The sequence below is a fragment of the Selenomonas sp. oral taxon 149 str. 67H29BP genome (assembly GCF_000146365.1).
Lineage (GTDB): Bacteria > Bacillota > Negativicutes > Selenomonadales > Selenomonadaceae > Centipeda > Centipeda felix.
The window spans coordinates 2,246,001-2,264,318 of sequence record NZ_GL397087.1; the positions used below are offsets into that span (position 1 = coordinate 2,246,001).

Sequence of the window (18,318 nt, forward strand, 5' to 3'; positions counted from 1 at the left end):
TAATCTGTCAATAAAGGGGTGTCAGATGAAATGAGAGGCGCGGAGGCGGTTCTTGCGTGTCTGCGAGAGCAGAACGTGGATACGGTGTTTGGATACCCCGGCGGCATGATTCTGCCGCTCTACGATACACTTTATGGACAGACGGAGATCCGTCAGATCCTCGTGACGCATGAGCAGAACGCGGCGCATGCCGCCGACGGTTATGCGCGTGCGACGGGGCGCGTCGGCGTCTGTATTGCGACCTCGGGGCCCGGCGCGACCAATCTCGTGACGGGCATCGCAACGGCGTACATGGACTCGATCCCGATGGTGGCGATCACGGGGCAGGTCGATCTGGAAATGCTCGGCCGCGATGCGTTCCAGGAGACGGATATCCTCGATGTGACGATGCCCGTGACAAAGCATAACTACAAGGTCAAGAACGCCGCCGATCTCGTACCGACGATCCGCGAGGCATTTGATCTCGCACGCAGCGGGCGCCCGGGACCCGTGCTCATCGATGTGCCGCGTAACCTCTTTTTCGAGGAGGTTGCCTATACCGCGCAGAAGCTGGTGGAGCATCAGCCCGGAAAGCCTGACGCAGATTTCGTCATCTGCGCAGCGGAGGCGGCAGCGGAGATCGTGAATGCAGAACGCCCGCTTGTCATCGTTGGCGGTGGTGTGATCTCAGCCGGGGCATCGGCGGAGACAGTCGCATTCATCGAGAAATACCAGCTCCCCGTAGTTCATACCCTGATGGGGATGGGCGCTGTTCCCAGCACGCATCCGCAGATGCTCGGCTTCATCGGCATGCACGGAGCAAAGGCGGCGAACTACGCCGTCGGTGCCGCCGATCTCGTCATTGCGCTCGGCAGCCGCTTTGCCGACCGCCTGACGGGCAATCTCAGCAAGTTTACGGCGAACCGCAGGTTTATCCACATCGACATCGATCCTGCGGAGATTGACAAGATTGTTGGCAGCAGCATCGGACTCGCGGGGGATATGCGCGTTGTGCTGAACCTGCTCATGCGCAAGGAGCCCAAACGCGACCACACGGCATGGTGGCAGCAGATCCATACGTGGCAGGAGGAGTTCGAGGATGACTACCACGTCGACTCTCTGACCGTCCCCTGGGCGCTCCATCAGGTGACGCGCATGACGGCGGGGAAGGCCTACGCCTACGCAACGGATGTGGGACAGCATCAGATGTGGGCGGCACTTCACCTGCACGTGGAGGAACCGCGGACGTGGCTGACCTCGGGCGGTCTCGGAACCATGGGCTATGGCCTGCCGGCAGCGATGGGCGCACAGATCGCGTGGGGCGATCAGCGCCGCGTGATTCACATTACCGGTGACGGCAGCATTAAGATGACGGGAAATGAGTTCTATACGATTGCACGTTTGGGGCTCCCCGTGATCTCGATCATCGCTAACAACCACGCACTGGGGATGATTCGCCAGCTGCAGAAGGGGCTCTACAAGGAGCATTACATCGCCTGCGAGCTGGATCATGAGATGGATTATGTGAAGTATGCGGAAAGCTTCGGCATCAAGGCAGTGCGTGTGTCAACGCAGGAGGAATTTGCGGCGGCGCTGCAGAAGGCGCTCGATGATCGGATGCACCCGCGTGTGATTGTAATGGATGTGTGCCGCAGTTTCGTGTAGCCCATGGCGAAGGGACGGTGTGTGCGATGGAATTGTCGATCACAAATGGACGGCGGACGCGCAGCGAGTGTGGCTTTTCGCTGCTCTCGACCCTCCTTGCCGTGATGATTCTGGCGGTGATCCTTGCGATTGCCGTGCCGCGCTTTTCCTCGGCACTTGCGACGGCAAACACGGTGAAGGTGCAGGCGGATCTCACGGCACTCGATACGGCGATTGTGCTCTATCAGACGGCAAAAGGGAAGAATCCTGAGGGCATTGATGATCTGAAGGACTATGTGACGGATCTGAAGCATCTGAAGCCGCCTGCGGGGACCGTTCATGCGGGGGCGCAGGAACTCTCCATGGAGAACGTCTCCTATCAGGTGGAGAAGAAGGATGGTGTCTGGCGTGCGACCTGCGCAGGCCGCACGGCGGAGGAGTACCATACGCGAAATTAGGACATCGTGGGATTGCCATGATTCCTTGGAGGAGGTTGGCGCGATGCAGGAGCCGGCGCACACGTTTTGTCCGTCGCGCTGTGCTGCATCAGCCCTTCTCCTGCTTTGGTGTGCGGGCAGTCTCGGCGTTCTCTCGACCTACGGTGTGGGACTGCACGGCGGATGCGGCGTGCTCTTTACGGCGGTGCTGCTCTGGCTCTCCTATCTCGATCTGCGTGATGGGATGCTCTATGACTGCATCACAATGCCATTTGCCGTCCTCGGTCTGATGGTTTCGGGGGTGGACTCAATTTCAGATGCCCTTTTGGGCGGGACGCTTTGCGGCGTCTTATTTTATTGCCTGTACATTGCCGCGCGCGGCGGACTTGGCGGCGGTGATGTAAAGCTCGCTGCTGGACTTGGTCTTTGGCTCGGCTGGGAGGCAGCGATTGTCGCCGTCTGGACAGCGTTCCTACTCGGCGGCGCGGCGGCGGCGTTTCTTCTCCTCACGGGGCGCAAGAGCCGGCATGATGGGATCCCGTTTGGTCCATTTCTCGCCGTCGGCGGCTATGTGGGCTTTCTCGTCGGACGGCAGCTCTGGCAGCTCTACTGGGGGCTGCCGTGATGCGGAGGGATGCACGCGGCATGATGCTCCTCCACGTCCTGCTCGCCGCGTCGATCATGGCTGTACTTGCCGCCGTCGCACTCCCGCGTGCGCGCGCTCTTTATGTGCGGGCGGCAGTGGAGTATGAGGCGGTGCATCTCATCGGCGAGCTGCGCCGCATCCAGGCAGTCAGCCGCACGACGGCGATGCCGCTCTACATGCTTGGAGGGACGGCGGCAGGGTCGCGCGAGCCGCAGCTCTATGTGCAGGGCGGCAGCTATGAAATCGTGCCGCACGGCGGCGCAGGGCACGTTCATCGGATGCTTCCGCTCGTGCGGGTCACACAGGTGACCGCGGGCGGGAAACCTATGGCATTCGACCGCAATGGCGGCATCGGGCAGGGGAGCAATAATATGACCATTCGCATCGAGGCAGAGGGATATGCGCGGGATGCGCTGAACGTCATCATCGACAGCGCGGCACGCATCCGACTCCAGCGCGGAGGCCGCGATGAGGAATGACGCGCGCGGCTGGGTACTCATGGAGGCAGTGATCCTCGGCTGCATTGTGCTTTCCGCCGCCGCCGTGCTCGGAATCTTTGCCCGCAGTGCGCTGCTCGCAGAGCAGTCCGCCGCGCGTATGGATGCGGCGTTCTTGGCGCGGCAGGAGCTCTCTGGAATGGAGGCGGGACTTGAGCATGGGGCGTTTCCGACGGTCAGCGCGCCCTCGGTTCGCGTGAACGATGTGACCTATACCCTGCGTGCAGATGTTGTGCGGCAGGGAGATTTTTATGATGTGACCCTGCACCTCTCATGGCGCGTCTTGGGGCGCGCGGAGACGGCAGACTACGTGCGGAGGATGAAGCGATATGATACGCAGGCAGCACCGTAGAGCATGTGGGGAGCGCGGCGTCGTGCTGACAGAGCTCGCCGTCAGTCTGCCGATTTTCGCGCTCCTGCTGACCTTTCTTGTCTTTGCCCTCGTGTGGGGCTGGCGCAGCTATCAGCGTACGGCCGCCGATGCTGAGCTGCGGCAGGAGATGCAGCTCGCCATGGCACGCATTACGGAGTCCGTGCTCTCTTCGTCATACGTTGCACAGGACACGCAGGGCATCTATCGGATGCGGCACAGCATGGAGGAAAAGCATGTGGGGACGCCGCTGGATTCCTATTGGCTCACCGGCGGCAGACTGGTGTATCAGACGTCCGCTGCGCCGCTGACAGGCGGCTATGCAGGCGCAGGCGTACACATCTCGTCGTTTTCTATACGGCCGGACGCACAATGCCCGCGCCTCTATCACATCGAGATGACGGGCGAGAGCGTGGCGACGGGCAGAAGCTGCACTACTGCAACCTCCGTCTATCTGCGGGAGGATCAAGGTGGGCGGTAAAACATTTCGGTACGGGCAGGATGGTTTCGCCTCGGCGCTCGGACTGTGTATCCTTGCACTGCTTATCCTCATCGCGATGACCGCCGCGTCCCTGACGCGCAGCGGCGGAACTGTCGCGGCGGAGTATGAGCGTGAGATGCAGCTGCGCCTTGCGGCGGAGAGTGGTGTACTGACGGCAGCAGACACGCTGGAGCGGCATTCACCCGCCGCCGAGAAACTGCCCGCAGGGGGACGGCGGAGCGTCGCCGTGCACGATATCCCCATGGCGGCGGACATCGACCTGCACGTCGTGATCGAGCCGCAGACGGACGGAACGATCTGGGTCACGGCTGCTGCTATAGATCAGCGGCATGATACGAATGTATCGGATGGTGAGCACTGGACGCGGGCGAAGATCGTCCGTGCGCAGATGGAAAAGAAGGATGGGCACTATGTTTGGCGTCGATGGTTTTAGTCTGCGCCCGCGCGAGGCGGTGGGCATCAGCATGACGGCGGAGGGGCTGCGGCTCGTCCGCCTTGCTGCACCGGAGGAGAGGGATGGAGTGTGGACGGTCACTGCATCATCGGGAGCGGCGTGTTCCTGTGACGGAGCAGATGTCGCTTCTCTCGCTGCTGCCACCTGCGCAGCGCTGGATTCGCTCGGATGGATGCACCTGCCGCTCGGTCTTGCGCTGCCTGCGGAGCTTGCCATGACGGCGGAGCGGGAACTCCCCGCCGCACTGACGGGGGCAGAGCTGCAGGCGGCACTCATCTGGGCGATGCGCGCGGAGGCGGATAGAGAGGGGAGCACACTGCCCGCCGATCTGCGGCTCTGCTGTGCGCCTATGGAGACGGATGCCAACACACACCGCTATTGGACGGCAGCCATGGAGGAGCCCCGTGTGCAGGCATACTTTTCGGCGTTCTCTGCGCGCGGCCTCCGTCTGCGTCGGCTGACGATCTGCCCGCCCGACGGCGGCACTCTTGCCCCCTTGATTGCGGCGGCACGGGAACCGCAGATGCCGTGGGAGGAGCTGGAGGAGCACCCGGGAGAGTGCACAGCAATCTATGCGGGGCTGCTCGTTCCTAAGCCTTCCTCCTCCCTCTCTTGGCAGGCAGAGCATTGCATCTTTCCGCGTCTGCGCCGCCGCGCGCCGGAGCTGACTGCGGGAGCGGCGACGCTCTTCTTTGCCGCAGCCGTGTCGGCGGATGCGGCCGGCCTTATGGCGGAGCGCACAGCGACAGAGACGGTGCAGGAGGAGCTGCGCCTTCATGATGCAGATGTACGCCGCATGGAGGAGTATGCGATGCAGCGTGCCGCTGTGGCAGAGCGTGAGCGTGCGCTGGCGGAAGTACAGGCGGAGTCCCTGCCTCTGTGTGCACTCCTCGTACATCTCGGCACGCTGCCGCTCAAAGGCATTCAGCTCACCGCGCTGCGCGCGGGGCAGATGCTGGAGATTGAGGGGGAGGCGGAGAGCTACGAGGCTCTCGCGACAATGACGGAACAGATCGCAGAGGATGGATTTTTCCGTGCCCCGCCGGTCTTGGCGGAGGTATCACGGGAGGATGGATACATCCGCTTTGTCCTGCGCACGGATGGTGTGGGGCTGTGATGCGGCGGTGGACGAAGCGTCAGCAGATGATGGCGGCGCTGATCTGGGCGTTTTTTCTTGCCCTTTTATACGCGGCACTTCTGTCGACGTATTTTTCTGCGGAGCGGGAGGCCGCGCGGGCGGAGCGCGATGCGGCACGTGCTGTCCTTGCGCGGACAGAGGTGTATCAGCGCACGGTCCACGCAGATGAGCAGGCGGAGGACAAGCTGCGTCTGCGTGAGGCACGCCTTGCGGCGGCTCTGCCTGAGGAACATGCACAGGGGGCTTTCTTTTCATCTGTAGAGCGCAGTGCCCGCCATGCCGGGGTTACACTTGTCCGCATGGTTCCGCATCCCGCCGTTTCGGATGGGGAGGTCGTACGGCAGAGTGCTGAGATTTACGTGAGCGGCGATTATTTTGCGCTGATCTCCTTTCTGCGCGAGGTGGAAAGCGGGGAACGTACGGCCGTGTTCAAGGCACTAAGTCTGACAGCGGACGGCACGATGCTCCATGCAGTGATTACAGTTGAGACGGCGGCACTGGCGGCGCACGAGTAGAGATAACTAATTTTTAATTGTTCGTTGGCAGGAAAAGTACTTAATATATCGAAATTATTACAAATATATACATATATATACAAAAAACGAAGTGGGACGATCAGAGGGGGATTCACATGGGACAGCTGCGGTTTATCACGGGGGGAGAATCGCATGGCGCGGCACTGACGGCAATCATCGATGGTCTGCCGGCGGGGCTGCAGCTCTCGCGTGCGGAGCTCGATGCCCAGCTTGCGCGCCGCCAGCGCGGCTATGGACGCGGCGGGCGCATGAAGATCGAGACGGATCGCGTGCTCGTGCTCTCGGGACTGCGCTTTGGCGAGACCATCGGCGCACCGCTTACCCTGCAGGTCGTGAACCGCGACTTTGTGAACTGGACGGATCGCATGGATCCCTTCGGCACACCGACGGGGGAGCGGATCACGGCAGTACGCCCCGGACATGCCGATCTGGCGGGCGTGCTGAAGTACGACCGCAGGGATGCGCGTGACATCCTCGAGCGGTCGAGTGCACGCGAGACGACGATGCGCGTCGCGGTCGGAGCTGTTTGCCGCCAGCTTCTCGCGGCGCTCGGTATCGATATTGCCTCCCACGTCACGGAGATCGGTGGTGTGGCCGTCGATGCGGCGGCCATCCGTGCCGACGATATCGGAGTGACCAACTCCGACGATTTGAACTGCTGTGACGCGGCAGCGGGGGCGCGCATGAGAGAGCGCATCGACGCGGCGAAGCAGGCAGGGGATACGCTCGGCGGTATCTTTGAGATCGTCGTGCGCGGCCTGCCCACGGGACTTGGTACGCATACGCAGTGGGATCGGCGGCTCGATGGCCGTCTGGCGGGCGCACTCATGTCCATTCAGGCGATCAAGGGCGTGGAGATTGGCGCGGGCTTTGCGTGCGCGCATCTGCCCGGCAGTGAGATCCACGATGAGCTCTATATGGGCGCAGATGGACGTCCCTATCGCAAGACCAACCGCGCGGGCGGCCTTGAGGGCGGCATGACAAACGGAGATCCGCTCATCGTGCGCGCGGCGATGAAGCCCATCCCGACCCTGATGGCGCCGCTGCGGACCATCGACCTCGCAACGGGGGAGGCGGTCTCGGCGAGCAAGGAGCGCAGCGACACCTGCGCCGTCCCTGCTGCCTCCGTGGTCGGTGAGGCAATGACGGCATTTGTGCTGGCGGATGCTGTGTGCTCGCAGTTCAGCGCGGACAATATGACGGATCTTTTGGCGTCGCTCGCCGCCTACCGTGCACGGCTCGCCGAGGTGTGGCAGAACGCATGAAGAACATTGTACTGATTGGCTTTATGGGGACGGGCAAGACGAGCGTCGGACGCCTCCTCGCGGGACGGCTTGGCTGCGCCTTTCACGATCTCGATAAAAAGATTGAGGAGGCGTGCGGCATCCCGATTCCACAGATCTTCGCGCAGTACGGCGAGCCGTACTTTCGCGCACGGGAGAAGGAAGCCGTGCGCGCCGCCGCCGCACGGAGCGGGCTCGTCATCGCAACGGGCGGCGGGACGGTCAAGGATGCTGGGAACGCTGCGATCCTGCGTGAAAACGGTGTCCTTGTTGCGCTGACTGCCGATGTCGATACCATCCTGCAGCGGACGGCGGCACGCGGCGCGCGTCCCGTGCTTGACGGCGCCGATGCGGGCGACCGCCGTGCTGCCGTTGTGCAGCTGCTGGAGGAACGCCGCACCCTCTATGCGGGGGCGGACATTACAGTGGATACGAGCCGTCGTTCGCCGCTCGAGGTGGCAGAGTACATCGTACAGGCGACGCGGATATGGAGAAAGTGATATGAGACGTACGGTAGAGGTCGCGCTTGGTGCGCGCAGCTACGCCATCGAGATCGGCAGCGGGATGGATGAAATGCTCACGGCGTTCGTCCGTGGGGCAGGATACTCCGCACGCGGCATGATCGTCACGGATACGAACGTCGGCCCGCGCTATGCTGCCCATACGGCAGAGCAGATCGCACGCGGCGGCGTGGATGCTGCGATCGTCACCGTCCCTGCCGGAGAATCCTCGAAGAGCCTTACCATAGCGAACGACCTCTATACGCGTGCGATTGAGCTGAGGCTCGACCGCAAATCGCCGATCTTTGCGTTCGGCGGCGGCGTCGTCGGCGATCTTGCGGGCTTTATCGCCGCAACCTACATGCGCGGCGTGCCATTTGTGCAGCTGCCGACGAGCCTCCTTGCACAGGTGGACTCGAGCGTCGGCGGCAAGGTCGCCGTCAACCATGCACTTGGCAAGAACCTCATCGGTGCATTCTACCAGCCCGACGCCGTCATCATGGATCTCGACCGTCTGCGGACGCTGCCTGCGCGCGAGATCGCGACGGGGCTCGGGGAGATCATCAAGTACGGCGTTATTGCGGATGCGGCGTTCTTCGCATGGCTGGAGGAGCATCGTGACGATGTGCTCGCACTCACTCCCACAGCGGCATCTCACATGATCGCGCGCTCCTGTGAAATCAAGGCAGACGTCGTCCGTCAGGATGAGCGCGAGGGTGGCCTGCGCCGCATCCTGAACTTCGGACATACCATCGCCCATGCGATTGAGAAAGAGACGGGTTACACGCGCTACCGCCACGGCGAGGCAGTCGCCATCGGCATGATCGGCGCGGCGCGCATCAGTACGGCGATGGGACTCCTCCCTGCGGAGACGTGTGCGCGCATCGAGCAGCTGATTGAAGCGATGGGGCTGCCCTGCTCTGTCGAGGGAGCGTCGCCGGATGCGATATACGACGATCTCTTTCATGACAAAAAGACTGTGGATGGGCGGATTCACTGGGTCCTCGCCGAGGACATCGGCAGGGTATGTGTGCGCAGCGACGTACCCGAGGAGATCGTTCGCGAAAATATTTTAGGACTTTTTACCCCCATCCACTATTAAGAAAAGCATTCAATGAAACGAAACAATAGATAGGAGGTGACGGATGTATGAAGCGAAGCGTGATGTCTTTTCTGTCCCTTGCACTGTTTGTGCTGGTTCTGGGCGTTGGGAGCAGTGCGTCGGCAGAGGATGAAACGCTGACGTGGGAATACTGGCAGGAGAATACCGTTGACACCAATGTCAAGGCGATGAAAGCGCCGCCCTCCTTTTCCTCGAGCGATGGGACGTGGGTGCCGTTCGACCCGCGTGAGGGGGCCTCTGCTCCCGAGGGAACGCGCAGCGCATGGCTGCGTGTCCATGTCCCGGCGGATATGCGGGGCGATGAGAGCTTCTTCTTCGCGACCATTGATCAGTCCGTCCGTGTCTATCTGGATGGATCGGCCATCTACCGCTATGGGAGCAGCGATCCGCAGCTGGAGCAGTACGGGCGCAAGTGGCATCTCGTCAATCTGCCCGCGTGGGCGGCAGGACGGGAGCTCATCATCCGCGTGACCTCGGACAATCCGTGGGTACTCACACAGCTCAACCGCGTGCATATCGATAAGGAGTCCGAACTCGTCAAGCGGCTTTTTATTTATGACTTTCCCTATGTTGCGGGGCTGACGGCCATCGTCATCTTAATGATGGTGATCGGCGTGTACTTTGTCGTCGATGCGGCACGGCGCGGCATCTATCTGCGTCTCATGCTCCTCTTGACGACGTTCTTTGTCTGGATGTTCAGCTCCTCGAACCTCATCTTCATGTGGATGGACTGGCCGGTTTTGTGGTGGCGCACAGAGCTGATCTCATCCTTCCTGCTGCCTATTGCGGGCAGCATCCTCCTCGTCGAGGTCGTGAACCGGCAGTATCGCTCGTGGATCATGCGGTTGAACAACATCTTCGTCGTGCTCCTCGTGGTCGGCATCATCGCTGAAATGATGGGGCAGTTCGGCCTCTACATGATGCAGTTCCCCTACGTGCCGGGACTCGCCGTCTGGGGCAGCTACGTCGCATACGCACTCTGGAAGTCGAGCAAGGCGGGCAACAAGCACGCCGCAGCTCTCCTGATCGCCCTGCTCATCATCGTGCCGCTCGGCATCATCGATGCGCTTGCATTCCAGTATCGGCTGTATGAGGCACAGACCTCATTTACACCGTTCAGTATCTATACGATCTCTTTCTTTATCATCCAGCTTATCCTCGACCGTGCGGAGTCCGAGCGCCGGCTCATGGAGCGCTCCAACACCCTCGAGGGAGAGGTGCAGGCAGTTAAGAAGCGCATGGAGATCGATCCGCTTACGGGGGTTTACAATCGGAACAGATTCCCATCCGCGATGCGCGACTTCACAAAGATCGCGCGAGATACAGGTGAGCCGCTCTCCCTCGTCATGTTCGACATCGACCACTTTAAGTCGATCAACGACACGTACGGACACGATGCCGGCGATGAGGTGCTCTTTGGCTTTGCACAGACCATCCGTTCCTTCCTCGATCGGCGGCACATACTCATTCGTTGGGGCGGTGAGGAATTCATCCTGCTCTGCCTGCACTATGACGGTGCAAAGGCGCAGGCATTTGCCAATCAGATCCGTGAGGGGGTCGCCAAGGCACGGCTGCTGACGGCGCAGCAGGTGACATGCAGCGGCGGCATCGGTGTCTGGCATGGTCCGGACGACGATGCCGCCGCGCTCGTCAAGCGTGCAGATACCGCTCTCTATGCATCGAAGGAGGGTGGGCGCAACCGCATCAGCTGCGAGCCGAAGGATGGGAAGACCCGCATGCCGCCGCCCAGCCCACAGGAACAGGCCCCGGTAAAAGAGAAGCAGGGGGGACATACAAAGAGCAATATAATGAATTTGCAGTGGCGCTAAAAAACGCTTGCACAGAAATCCATCTTATGATATAGTCACTGAGTATGTGTATGGGTGGTCCGCTGGGCGGCAGAGGGTCGCGTATGAACGCCCGATCGAAGGAGGAAAACGTATGAACATCATCGAAGTCCTGGAGAAGGAACAGCTCCGCTCGGATATCCCGCAGTTCGCGCCCGGTGACACAGTACGCGTCCATGCCCGTATCGTCGAGGGCACGCGTGAGCGTATCCAGGTGTTCGAGGGCGTTGTCATCGCCCGCCAGGGCACGGGTGTCCGTGAGACCTTTACCGTGCGCCGCATCGCATCGGGCGTCGGCGTTGAGCGTCTCTTCCCCGTGCACTCTCCACGCATCGCAAAGATCGAGGTGACGCGCCGCGGCATCGTCCGCCGCGCCAAGCTCTACTATCTGCGCGGTCTCACGGGCAAGGCAGCTCGTATTCGGGAAAAACGCTGATCGATGGAAGATGGGGACTGCTGCGGCAGTCCCTATTTTTCGCGTTTCTTCCATCTTTTTTCTTAGGAATCAGGGATAAAATAAAGAGGTAGATTTTATCCGTGCTTCCCGTATGGCTGGAAGGAGGCCTCTATGGAACAGGAAACATCAACGGCGTCCGAGATCAAAGACTGGATTGTCTCCATCGTCGTCGCCGTTGCTCTTGCGATGTTCATTCGCACCTTTATCGTCGAGCTCTATGTCGTTGACGGGCCGTCGATGCGCCCGACGCTCGAGTCAGAGCAGCGCCTTGTCGTCAACAAGTTCATCTACCGGTTCCATCCGCCCGAGAAGGGGGACGTACTCGTCTTTCAGTATCCGCGCGATCCGAGCCGTGACTTCATCAAGCGCGTGATCGCCGTGCCGGGGGATACGATCGAGATCCGCGAGGGGCGCGTGCTCGTCAACGATCAGCTGCTCACAGAGGACTATATCCTCGAAAAGACGCGGAGCGAGTACCCCAAGGCGACTGTGCCCGAGGGACATATCTTCGTCATGGGCGACAACCGCAACAACTCTGAGGACAGCCGCTTTGCCGACGTGGGATTCGTTCCGTACGATCTCATCAAGGGGAAGGCGATGCTCGTATTCTGGCCGATTTCGGCGTATAAGACGCTCTGACGGAGGACGACGCGATGCGCTTTGTATCATGGAATGTCAACGGCCTGCGCGCCGCACTCAAAAAGGGATTTATGGAGGCGTTCAAGGAGCTTGACGCCGACGCCTTCTGCCTGCAGGAGACGAAGATGCAGGAGGGGCAAGCGATCCTCGATCTGCCCGGCTACGAGCAGTATTTTTACAGCGCAGAGAAAAAGGGCTACTCGGGCACGGCGATCTTTACGCGCGTGAAGCCGCTCTCCGTGGCGTACGGCATCGGCATCCCCGAGCACGATCACGAGGGGCGCGTCATCACGATGGAGTTCAATGATGTCTATCTCGTCACGGTCTACACACCGAACGCAAAGCGCGCACTCGAGCGCCTCGACTATCGCATGACATGGGAGGATGCGTTCCGCGCATTCCTGCTCGATCTGCGTGCGAAAAAACCTGTCGTCGTCTGCGGTGACCTCAACGTCGCGCATACGGAGATCGACCTCAAGAACCCGAAGAGCAACCGCCGCAACGCGGGCTTTACGGACGAGGAGCGCGGCAAGTTCACGGAGCTGCTCAATGCGGGCTTTGTCGATACGTTCCGCGCGCTCTATCCCGACCTCACGGGGGCGTATACGTGGTGGTCGTATCTGCGCCATGCGCGCGAGACGAATGCAGGGTGGCGCATCGACTACTTCCTCGTCTCCGAGGAGCTGCGTGACCGCATCGCGGCGGCGGAGATCCATGCGGATGTATTCGGGAGCGATCACTGCCCCGTATCACTGACACTAAAGTAAGGGAGATTTATGGGAGCTCTGAAAGAAGAACTCGAGCGCGAGATCGCGAAGCGACGCACCTTTGCCATCATCTCGCATCCGGACGCGGGCAAGACGACGCTCACCGAGAAGCTGCTGCTTTACGGCGGGGCAATCCATCTCGCGGGCTCGATCAAGTCACGCAAGACGCAGCGTCATGCCGTCTCTGACTGGATGGAGATCGAAAAACAGCGCGGCATATCGGTCACATCCTCCGTGCTGCAGTTCGACTATGACAGCTATCGGATCAACATCCTCGATACGCCGGGGCATCAGGACTTCAGTGAGGACACGTACCGCACGCTGATGGCGGTGGACAGTGCCGTCATGGTCATCGACGCGGCAAAGGGCGTTGAGGCACAGACGCGCAAGCTGTTCCGCGTCTGCCGTCAGCGCGGCATCCCCATCTTTACCTTTGTCAACAAGCTCGACCGCTTCGGCAAGGCGCCGCTCGATCTCATGGACGAGCTGGAGAACGTACTCGGCATCCGTTCCTACCCGATGAACTGGCCGATCGGAACGGACGGCACGTATCGCGGCGTCTATGACCGCGAGAAGAATCGCATCGAGCTCTTTGCCGAGGATACGAGCCACGGGCAGGAGACGCGTGTCTCCGAGGTGTTTGAGATGGATGATCCCGCGTGGAAGGAGCGTGTCGGCGCGGAGGCCGCCGCCGCTCTTGCGGATGACATCGAGCTGCTGCGCGACGCGGGCGAGGCATTTGACCGCGCGGCGATTGATGCGGGTGAGCTGACGCCGATGTTCTTCGGCTCTGCGATGACGAATTTCGGCGTGCAGAACTTCCTTGAGGAGTATATCCGTCTCGCGCCGACCCCCGCACCGCGCAATTCCTCGGATGGTGTGATTGCGCCGGACGATGAGCAGTTCTCGGGATTCGTCTTTAAGATTCAGGCGAATATGAACCCCGCGCACCGCGACCGACTCGCTTTTATCCGCATTACCTCGGGAAAATTCGACCGCAATATGAGCGTCTGGCACGCGCCGAGCGGAAAACTTATCAAGCTCGCTCAGCCGCAGCAATTCCTCGCGCAGGATCGCCAGATCATCGACACGGCGTACCCAGGCGACATCGTGGGACTGTTTGACCCCGGCGTATTCGGCATCGGCGATACGCTCTGCGACCCCGCGCACAAGTTCAAGTTCGAGGACTTCCCCGTGTTCCCGCCCGAGCGCTTCGCACGCGTCGCGGCAAAGGATACGATGAAGCGCAAGCAGTTCGTCAAGGGCATCGAGCAGCTGACGCAGGAGGGCGCGATCCAGCTCTTTGAGCAGATCGGTGCGGGGCTTGACAGCTATATCGTCGGCACGGTCGGCACGCTGCAGTTCGAGGTGCTCGAATACCGTCTGAAGAACGAGTACAACACGGAGATCACGATGCAGATGCAGCCATTCGAGACGGCGCGCTGGCTCGCGTTCCCCGATGGGCGCGAGATAAAGCCCGCCGATCTGCGCGGCGCAGATCGCGGCATGTTCGTCCACGACCGCAACGGCAATCCCGTCCTCCTCGTCAACAACGAGTGGGCACTCGGCTGGATCCGCGAGAACAACCCCGACCTCGAGCTGGGGCAGGTTCCGTTTGACCGCAAAGAGGCATGAATAGGAACAACAAAACACAGGAGATCACGTCAATGTGCGCTGTGATCTCCTGTGTTTTAGTGTGTCCTTATTTTTTCCCTGCAAACGCGTCATCCGCCCATGTCAGGATGGCATCCTCGACACCCTTCTCATGCTCGTTCAGCGTCTGTCCTTCCGAGGTGATGTGCAGGCTGCGTCCGCTATGATAGGCGATGACGATGTTGTAGGCGGGATTCTGCATCGCCTCCGCCCGTGCACCGTAGTCGTTCTCGGCAGCGAGATTGTGCGCGTCGAGCATCGCACGAAAGTCTGCTTCACGCGCCTCTGTCCATGGGACGTAGTGCTCGGCGATATCCTGAAAGCGGCCGTCTGAGAACTCCTTGCCAACGAACTCGCCGAGGCAGGTGATGAAGTGCTCGCCGTCGATGCCGCGTGCCGCGAGCTCCTCAGCGGAGAGCGCATTTTTCGCGGGGACGTCGATCAGGCAGATCATACGCATGAGCGTGCCGTCTGCGACAGGATGGCGAAACTCCATCGAGAGCTGCTGTATAGGAGTGTTCTCGACGGGCGCCGTTCTTGTCGCTGGTATGGGGGCTGTCTCTGGTGCCGCCTCAGCCTCTGCCACGAGGAGGAGCAGCGGGGCGAATATGGCGGCGCAGCAGAATCGCGCCGCTTTGTGTGCAAATGTCATCGATGCCTCCTTAGCTAAACAAATCATTCAGTGCCTCGGTCATGGTCGGGTGGGTGTAGATGGCAGAGCCAAGCGCAGCGGCGGTAATGCCGTGGTCGATGGCCATTTTCATGAGGTTGATCATCTCCTGCGACTCGGGACAGAAGAAATGTGCGCCGAGGACGGTGTTGGTCTTTGCGTCAACCACGGCCTTGAGCATGCCGGCGGGCTTCTTGTAGACCTGCGCCTTCGGGATGGCAGCGACCTCTAGGCGGAGAACGCGCACGTCAAAGCCTGACGCCTCCGCCTGTGCCTCCGTCATGCCGACGCGCGAGAGTGGCGGATCGAGGAAGACGGTGTAGGGGACGGCGCCGCGATTTGCCGTTGTGCGCGTTCCGCTGCCCACAAGTTGATCCTTTACAATGCGGAAGTCGTCGAGAGAGATGTAGGTGAACTGCAGGCCGCCCGTGACATCGCCCATCGCCCATATATACGGGACGTTCGTGCGCAGATGCTCGTCAACGGCGACCGCACCGCGCTCCGTCACAGCAACGCCCGTCGCCGCAAGATTCAGCCCTTCGATGTTCGGGCGGCGGCCCGTGGCAATGAGGATGGCGTTCGCCGCAAGCGTCTTCTCTCCGTCCGCCGTCTGCACGACGACGTTCGTAGCCTCCGCACTGTCCTCGATGCGCTTCACCTTTGCCCCCATCAGGATATGGATGCCGCGATCATTTGTATGCTGCAGGACGCGGGCAGCGATTTCTGCATCCTCACGCGGGATGAAGGCCGTGCCGTCCTGTACGACGGTGACGGACGACCCGAAGTTGGCGTAGTACGACGCAAACTCCAGCCCAATGTAGCCGCCCCCGATGATGACGAGCTTCTCGGGCAGCTCGTCCAGCTCCATCATCGTCTCGCTTGTGTAGACGTGCGTACTCTCTGCCGCACCTTTGATCGGTGGGACAAAGGGAAGCGCGCCCGTATTGATGAAAATACGCTCCGCCGTGACGGTCTGCGCTCCGTCCGCTCCAACAATGCGCACAGTGTGTGCATCGACAAACGATGCCTCTCCGTCAATGACGACAGCACCCGCGCCCGTCACCTTGGCGTAGTTCTTTTCGCGCAGCATTTTCGTGAGGCGGCGTTTCTCTGCAATCGCCGCACGATAGCGCTCTGCCTTTGCCGCAAAGTCGCCGCCCGCCGCCGCCGAGAGACGCGCGCTGTACTCCAGCGACTTCGACGGGATGCAGGCGACGTTGATGCAGGTACCGCCGTAGCGCTCCTTTGACCGTTCGACGAGGGCGACACGCTCGCCCTTCTTCGCGAGAAAGCCCGCGAGCGTCTTGCCTGCCTTGCCAAAGCCGATGATGAGGTTTTGATATGTTGTATTTTGCATAGGGTGCTCCGTTTCTGTTAAACTTTGTATCACTGCAGTTATTATAGCATTTTTTGAGCCCATAAAGAGAATTATTGTGAAAAAAACGGGACTGCTGTACGAAGTTTGCAGCTTCGTGCAGCAGCCCCGATGTACTGGAGCAGATCTGTATGACTTAGGGAAGCACTGATAAATTCAGCACCGCCATCTTAGCGCATCTTTTTTGCCCGCTTTTTGTCGGCAAATCCTCCACATAGCTTTGGCTATGCGTCCGGTTTGCCTCCTCAATCGGACGAAAAATCTACGCCAATCTGACGGACTTCATTTTATCAGCGATTCCTTAGACTTACACCATCTCCTCGGGATGGAATACCTCGTCGAACTTCTCTGCGGTGAGGAAGCCGAGCGCGACGCATGCCTCCTTCAGGCTGATGTTTTCATCGAACGCCTTGTGTGCCGTCTTGGCGGCGTTCTCGTAGCCGATATACGGATTGAGCGCCGTGACGAGCATGAGCGAGCGGTGCAGGTTCTCGTGCATCTTCTCGCGGTTCGCCTTGATGCCGACGGCGCAGCGGTCGTTGAACGACTTGAGGGAGTCGGTGAGCAGGCGTGTCGACTGCAGGAAGTTGTAGATAATGACGGGCATGAAGACGTTGAGCTCGAAATTGCCCTGTGAGGCGGCAAAGCCGATGGCAGCATCGTTGCCCATGACCTGTACGGCGACCATTGTGACGGACTCGCACTGGGTCGGGTTGACTTTGCCCGGCATGATCGAGCTGCCGGGCTCGTTCGCGGGGATGGTGATCTCGCCGAGTCCGCAGCGCGGTCCCGAGGCGAGCCAGCGCACGTCGTTTGCAATCTTCATCATGTTGGCGGCAAGTCCCTTGAGTGCGCCGTGGGCAAAGACGACGGCATCCTTGCTCGTGAGCGCGTGGAACTTGTTCGCTGCAGTGACGAAGGGCTTGCCCGTCAGCTCGCTCGCCGCGCGTGCGACGGCGACATCAAATCCCTTCGGTGCGTTGAGTCCTGTGCCGACGGCGGTGCCGCCGAGGGCGAGCTCGTGGAGGAAGGGGAGGGATGCCTGCAGCTGTTTCTTCGACTGCTCAAGCATATCAAGCCAGCCGCTGATCTCCTGCATGAAGGAGATGGGGACGGCGTCCTGCAGATGCGTGCGTCCCGTCTTGACGATGCCGTCGTTCTCTGCCATGAGGCGACGGAAGGTTGCGGCGAGGAGGTCGATCGCGGGGAACAGCCCGTCCTCGATGGCGATGACGGCGGCGATGTGCATGGCGGTCGGGAAAGTGTCGTTCGAGCTCTGCGACATATTCGCATGGTCGTTCGGATGGAGGATTTTCTCCCCCGCGATCTCGTTGCCGCGGTTCGCGATGACCTCGTTGACGTTCATATTGGACTGCGTGCCGCTGCCCGTCTGCCATACGGCGAGCGGGAAGTGGGCGGCGAGCTTGCCGTCGAGGATCTCATCACATGCCTTGCAGATGGCGGAGAGCCGCTTCTCATCGAGCTTGCCAAGCGTGTGGTTGGCGATAGCGGCAGACTTTTTCAGGATGCCGAATGCGTGGATGATCTCGGCGGGCATCTTCTCGATGCCGATGGGGAAGTTCTCGAAGCTGCGCTCTGTCTGCGCCGCCCAGTACTTGTCTGCGGGGACTTTGACCTCGCCGAGGGAATCATGCTCAATGCGATACTCCATGGATATGAACCTCCTGTCACAAGAAAGGATAGATATTGCGGTGTGTCGTCTGCATACGCCGCGCAAACACCTCGTTGCGCAAGTGGTCGTGCGCTTGCTTCACTAGGGGGGGCTTAGGGAAGCACTGAT

The 18,318-nt window shown here is 60.7% G+C and carries 21 protein-coding genes; 17 read left to right on the plus strand and 4 right to left on the minus strand.

Annotated features, from left to right (window positions below; all coding sequences use genetic code 11):
* Positions 1-30 precede the first annotated feature (30 nt).
* The 17 genes from ilvB (at position 31) to HMPREF9166_RS10680 (ending at position 14,454) form a co-directional block, all read left to right on the plus strand.
* On the plus strand, positions 31-1,644 hold the full coding sequence (gene ilvB, locus HMPREF9166_RS10600) for a biosynthetic-type acetolactate synthase large subunit (RefSeq protein ID WP_039981391.1): 1,614 nt from the start codon (positions 31-33) through the stop codon (positions 1,642-1,644).
* Positions 1,645-1,670: 26 nt separating this feature from the next.
* Complete coding sequence (locus HMPREF9166_RS10605; protein WP_009754008.1) at positions 1,671-2,081, plus strand: competence type IV pilus major pilin ComGC; 411 nt, start codon at positions 1,671-1,673, stop codon at positions 2,079-2,081.
* A 43-nt stretch (positions 2,082-2,124) separates the two neighbouring features.
* The gene (locus tag HMPREF9166_RS10610) at positions 2,125-2,685 is read left to right on the plus strand and encodes an A24 family peptidase (protein ID WP_009754009.1); all 561 of its coding nucleotides are present in this window, start codon (positions 2,125-2,127) and stop codon (positions 2,683-2,685) included.
* Positions 2,685-3,185, plus strand: coding sequence for a Tfp pilus assembly protein FimT/FimU (locus HMPREF9166_RS10615; RefSeq protein WP_009754010.1), 501 nt, complete (start codon positions 2,685-2,687; stop codon positions 3,183-3,185). Before HMPREF9166_RS10610 ends, HMPREF9166_RS10615 begins: the two co-directional genes overlap by 1 nt.
* On the plus strand, positions 3,175-3,555 hold the full coding sequence (locus tag HMPREF9166_RS10620; protein ID WP_009754011.1) for a hypothetical protein: 381 nt from the start codon (positions 3,175-3,177) through the stop codon (positions 3,553-3,555). The genes HMPREF9166_RS10615 and HMPREF9166_RS10620 overlap by 11 nt, the downstream gene beginning before the upstream one ends.
* Positions 3,533-4,054 carry a type II secretion system protein J gene (locus tag HMPREF9166_RS10625; protein WP_009754012.1) on the plus strand — a complete coding sequence of 174 codons (522 nt, stop codon included), beginning with the start codon at positions 3,533-3,535 and terminating at the stop codon, positions 4,052-4,054. The genes HMPREF9166_RS10620 and HMPREF9166_RS10625 overlap by 23 nt, the downstream gene beginning before the upstream one ends.
* Positions 4,044-4,508, plus strand: a complete 465-nt coding sequence (locus HMPREF9166_RS10630) for a hypothetical protein (protein WP_009754013.1) — start codon at positions 4,044-4,046, stop codon at positions 4,506-4,508. The genes HMPREF9166_RS10625 and HMPREF9166_RS10630 overlap by 11 nt, the downstream gene beginning before the upstream one ends.
* The gene (locus tag HMPREF9166_RS10635; protein ID WP_009754014.1) at positions 4,486-5,646 is read left to right on the plus strand and encodes a PilN domain-containing protein; all 1,161 of its coding nucleotides are present in this window, start codon (positions 4,486-4,488) and stop codon (positions 5,644-5,646) included. Before HMPREF9166_RS10630 ends, HMPREF9166_RS10635 begins: the two co-directional genes overlap by 23 nt.
* The gene (gene pilO, locus HMPREF9166_RS10640) at positions 5,646-6,182 is read left to right on the plus strand and encodes a type 4a pilus biogenesis protein PilO (RefSeq protein ID WP_009754015.1); all 537 of its coding nucleotides are present in this window, start codon (positions 5,646-5,648) and stop codon (positions 6,180-6,182) included. The genes HMPREF9166_RS10635 and pilO overlap by 1 nt, the downstream gene beginning before the upstream one ends.
* A gap of 116 nt (positions 6,183-6,298) precedes the next feature.
* Positions 6,299-7,468 carry a chorismate synthase gene (gene aroC, locus HMPREF9166_RS10645; protein ID WP_009754016.1) on the plus strand — a complete coding sequence of 390 codons (1,170 nt, stop codon included), beginning with the start codon at positions 6,299-6,301 and terminating at the stop codon, positions 7,466-7,468.
* Entirely contained in the window at positions 7,465-7,986 is a 522-nt protein-coding gene (locus HMPREF9166_RS10650) for a shikimate kinase (RefSeq protein ID WP_009754017.1), read from the plus strand. Before aroC ends, HMPREF9166_RS10650 begins: the two co-directional genes overlap by 4 nt.
* A gap of 1 nt (position 7,987) precedes the next feature.
* The gene (gene aroB / locus HMPREF9166_RS10655) at positions 7,988-9,088 is read left to right on the plus strand and encodes a 3-dehydroquinate synthase (protein ID WP_009754018.1); all 1,101 of its coding nucleotides are present in this window, start codon (positions 7,988-7,990) and stop codon (positions 9,086-9,088) included.
* A gap of 47 nt (positions 9,089-9,135) precedes the next feature.
* Positions 9,136-10,938, plus strand: coding sequence for a diguanylate cyclase (locus HMPREF9166_RS10660; protein WP_009754019.1), 1,803 nt, complete (start codon positions 9,136-9,138; stop codon positions 10,936-10,938).
* Positions 10,939-11,050: 112 nt separating this feature from the next.
* A complete protein-coding gene (rplS, locus tag HMPREF9166_RS10665) occupies positions 11,051-11,392 on the plus strand; it encodes a 50S ribosomal protein L19 (protein ID WP_009754020.1) in 342 nt (113 codons plus the stop codon).
* Between the two features lie 132 nt (positions 11,393-11,524).
* Positions 11,525-12,052 carry a signal peptidase I gene (gene lepB / locus HMPREF9166_RS10670; RefSeq protein WP_009754021.1) on the plus strand — a complete coding sequence of 176 codons (528 nt, stop codon included), beginning with the start codon at positions 11,525-11,527 and terminating at the stop codon, positions 12,050-12,052.
* A gap of 14 nt (positions 12,053-12,066) precedes the next feature.
* Positions 12,067-12,819: an exodeoxyribonuclease III gene (locus tag HMPREF9166_RS10675; RefSeq protein WP_009754022.1), complete on the plus strand. Its 753-nt coding sequence runs from the start codon at positions 12,067-12,069 to the stop codon at positions 12,817-12,819.
* Positions 12,820-12,828: 9 nt separating this feature from the next.
* A complete protein-coding gene (locus HMPREF9166_RS10680) occupies positions 12,829-14,454 on the plus strand; it encodes a peptide chain release factor 3 (protein WP_009754023.1) in 1,626 nt (541 codons plus the stop codon).
* Positions 14,455-14,521: 67 nt separating this feature from the next.
* On the opposite strand, the gene HMPREF9166_RS10685 is transcribed toward HMPREF9166_RS10680, so the two are convergent.
* The 4 genes from HMPREF9166_RS10685 to fumC all read right to left on the minus strand — a co-directional run bounded on the left by HMPREF9166_RS10685 (position 14,522) and on the right by fumC (position 18,189).
* Positions 14,522-15,124 (minus strand): hypothetical protein, encoded by a 603-nt coding sequence (locus tag HMPREF9166_RS10685; protein ID WP_009754024.1) that lies wholly within the window; start codon positions 15,122-15,124, stop codon positions 14,522-14,524.
* Positions 15,125-15,134: 10 nt separating this feature from the next.
* Positions 15,135-16,499, minus strand: a complete 1,365-nt coding sequence (locus HMPREF9166_RS10690; RefSeq protein ID WP_009754025.1) for an FAD-dependent oxidoreductase — start codon at positions 16,497-16,499, stop codon at positions 15,135-15,137.
* Positions 16,500-16,653: 154 nt separating this feature from the next.
* Complete coding sequence (locus HMPREF9166_RS13190) at positions 16,654-16,779, minus strand: secretion protein HlyD (protein WP_071586095.1); 126 nt, start codon at positions 16,777-16,779, stop codon at positions 16,654-16,656.
* A gap of 45 nt (positions 16,780-16,824) precedes the next feature.
* On the minus strand, positions 16,825-18,189 hold the full coding sequence (gene fumC, locus HMPREF9166_RS10695; protein WP_009754026.1) for a class II fumarate hydratase: 1,365 nt from the start codon (positions 18,187-18,189) through the stop codon (positions 16,825-16,827).
* Between the last annotated feature and the right edge of the window lie 129 nt (positions 18,190-18,318).

Excerpts from the sequence above, each read along its gene's own strand:
- HMPREF9166_RS10610 (WP_009754009.1), top strand. The coding sequence starts at position 2,125 with ATGCAGGAGCCGGCGCACACGTTTTGTCCGTCGCGCTGTGCTGCATCA.
- rplS (WP_009754020.1), top strand. The coding sequence starts at position 11,051 with ATGAACATCATCGAAGTCCTGGAGAAGGAACAGCTCCGCTCGGATATC.
- HMPREF9166_RS10685 (WP_009754024.1), bottom strand. The coding sequence starts at position 15,124 with ATGACATTTGCACACAAAGCGGCGCGATTCTGCTGCGCCGCCATATTC.
- HMPREF9166_RS10675 (WP_009754022.1), top strand. The coding sequence starts at position 12,067 with ATGCGCTTTGTATCATGGAATGTCAACGGCCTGCGCGCCGCACTCAAA.
- aroB (WP_009754018.1), top strand. The coding sequence starts at position 7,988 with ATGAGACGTACGGTAGAGGTCGCGCTTGGTGCGCGCAGCTACGCCATC.
- HMPREF9166_RS10680 (WP_009754023.1), top strand. The coding sequence starts at position 12,829 with ATGGGAGCTCTGAAAGAAGAACTCGAGCGCGAGATCGCGAAGCGACGC.
- lepB (WP_009754021.1), top strand. The coding sequence starts at position 11,525 with ATGGAACAGGAAACATCAACGGCGTCCGAGATCAAAGACTGGATTGTC.
- ilvB (WP_039981391.1), top strand. The coding sequence starts at position 31 with ATGAGAGGCGCGGAGGCGGTTCTTGCGTGTCTGCGAGAGCAGAACGTG.
- fumC (WP_009754026.1), bottom strand. The coding sequence starts at position 18,189 with ATGGAGTATCGCATTGAGCATGATTCCCTCGGCGAGGTCAAAGTCCCC.
- HMPREF9166_RS10625 (WP_009754012.1), top strand. The coding sequence starts at position 3,533 with ATGATACGCAGGCAGCACCGTAGAGCATGTGGGGAGCGCGGCGTCGTG.
- pilO (WP_009754015.1), top strand. The coding sequence starts at position 5,646 with ATGCGGCGGTGGACGAAGCGTCAGCAGATGATGGCGGCGCTGATCTGG.
- HMPREF9166_RS10690 (WP_009754025.1), bottom strand. The coding sequence starts at position 16,499 with ATGCAAAATACAACATATCAAAACCTCATCATCGGCTTTGGCAAGGCA.
- HMPREF9166_RS10660 (WP_009754019.1), top strand. The coding sequence starts at position 9,136 with ATGAAGCGAAGCGTGATGTCTTTTCTGTCCCTTGCACTGTTTGTGCTG.
- HMPREF9166_RS10605 (WP_009754008.1), top strand. The coding sequence starts at position 1,671 with ATGGAATTGTCGATCACAAATGGACGGCGGACGCGCAGCGAGTGTGGC.
- HMPREF9166_RS10615 (WP_009754010.1), top strand. The coding sequence starts at position 2,685 with ATGCGGAGGGATGCACGCGGCATGATGCTCCTCCACGTCCTGCTCGCC.
- HMPREF9166_RS10650 (WP_009754017.1), top strand. The coding sequence starts at position 7,465 with ATGAAGAACATTGTACTGATTGGCTTTATGGGGACGGGCAAGACGAGC.
- HMPREF9166_RS10635 (WP_009754014.1), top strand. The coding sequence starts at position 4,486 with ATGTTTGGCGTCGATGGTTTTAGTCTGCGCCCGCGCGAGGCGGTGGGC.
- HMPREF9166_RS10620 (WP_009754011.1), top strand. The coding sequence starts at position 3,175 with ATGAGGAATGACGCGCGCGGCTGGGTACTCATGGAGGCAGTGATCCTC.
- aroC (WP_009754016.1), top strand. The coding sequence starts at position 6,299 with ATGGGACAGCTGCGGTTTATCACGGGGGGAGAATCGCATGGCGCGGCA.